This window comes from Arthrobacter vasquezii, assembly GCF_029455255.1.
Taxonomy (GTDB): domain Bacteria; phylum Actinomycetota; class Actinomycetes; order Actinomycetales; family Micrococcaceae; genus Arthrobacter_D; species Arthrobacter_D parietis.
This window is the reverse complement of sequence record NZ_JAROKN010000099.1, coordinates 1-1779: the sequence shown is the minus strand read 5'-3', so window position 1 is coordinate 1779 and position 1779 is coordinate 1. Positions and strand designations below refer to the sequence as shown.

Sequence of the window (1779 nt, the reverse complement as noted above, 5' to 3'; positions counted from 1 at the left end):
CGGAACAGAAAACATGCGACCCGTACTCAAACCAACCAGCACCAACCCGGCACCTATTCATTGATATTCCACCCATGAGCACCCACCGCAGAACAAACGCCTGCGCAATGGGCATACTCCTGACAACCCCCACACCCCACACAACGCAGGATGCAAACAGTTGTAGGCGCTCCTTAGAAAGGAGGTGATCCAGCCGCACCTTCCGGTACGGCTACCTTGTTACGACTTAGTCCCAATCGCCGGTCCCACCTTCGACGGCTCCCCCCCAAAAGGGTTAGGCCACCGGCTTCGGGTGTTACCAACTTTCGTGACTTGACGGGCGGTGTGTACAAGGCCCGGGAACGTATTCACCGCAGCGTTGCTGATCTGCGATTACTAGCGACTCCGACTTCATGAGGTCGAGTTGCAGACCTCAATCCGAACTGAGACCGGCTTTTTGGGATTAGCTCCACCTCACAGCATCGCAACCCTTTGTACCGGCCATTGTAGCATGCGTGAAGCCCAAGACATAAGGGGCATGATGATTTGACGTCGTCCCCACCTTCCTCCGAGTTGACCCCGGCAGTCTCCCATGAGTCCCCGGCATAACCCGCTGGCAACATGGAACGAGGGTTGCGCTCGTTGCGGGACTTAACCCAACATCTCACGACACGAGCTGACGACAACCATGCACCACCTGTAAACCGGCCACAAGTGGCCGACACATCTCTGCGCCGTTCCGGTTCATGTCAAGCCTTGGTAAGGTTCTTCGCGTTGCATCGAATTAATCCGCATGCTCCGCCGCTTGTGCGGGCCCCCGTCAATTCCTTTGAGTTTTAGCCTTGCGGCCGTACTCCCCAGGCGGGGCACTTAATGCGTTAGCTACGGCGCGGAAAACGTGGAATGTCCCCCACACCTAGTGCCCAACGTTTACGGCATGGACTACCAGGGTATCTAATCCTGTTCGCTCCCCATGCTTTCGCTCCTCAGCGTCAGTTAATGCCCAGAGACCTGCCTTCGCCATCGGTGTTCCTCCTGATATCTGCGCATTTCACCGCTACACCAGGAATTCCAGTCTCCCCTACATCACTCAAGTCTGCCCGTACCCACCGCAGATCCGGAGTTAAGCCCCGGACTTTCACGGCAGACGCGACAAACCGCCTACGAGCTCTTTACGCCCAATAATTCCGGATAACGCTTGCGCCCTACGTATTACCGCGGCTGCTGGCACGTAGTTAGCCGGCGCTTCTTCTGCAGGTACCGTCACTTTCGCTTCTTCCCTACTGAAAGAGGTTTACAACCCGAAGGCCTTCATCCCTCACGCGGCGTCGCTGCATCAGGCTTGCGCCCATTGTGCAATATTCCCCACTGCTGCCTCCCGTAGGAGTCTGGGCCGTGTCTCAGTCCCAGTGTGGCCGTCCACCCTCTCAGGCCGGCTACCCGTCGTCGCCTTGGTAGGCCATTACCCCACCAACAAGCTGATAGGCCGCGAGTCCATCCAAAACCACAAAAGCTTTCCACCAACCACCATGCGATAGTCAGTCATATCCAGTATTAGACCCAGTTTCCCAGGCTTATCCCAGAGTCAAGGGCAGGTTACTCACGTGTTACTCACCCGTTCGCCACTAATCCCCCCAGCAAGCTAGGGATCATCGTTCGACTTGCATGTGTTAAGCACGCCGCCAGCGTTCATCCTGAGCCAGGATCAAACTCTCCGTAAAAAACTACGAACACAACACAAACCCCCCGGAAAAAGAGAAGCCCATGCTGCACAAAATTCGAAACCAGCCAAAAAACCAG

The 1779-nt window shown here is 56.0% G+C and carries 1 rRNA gene; it reads right to left on the bottom strand.

Annotated elements, in window-relative coordinates:
- Positions 1-177 precede the first annotated feature (177 nt).
- Positions 178-1700, bottom strand: a 16S ribosomal RNA gene (locus P4U43_RS17450).
- Positions 1701-1779: the final 79 nt, after the last annotated feature.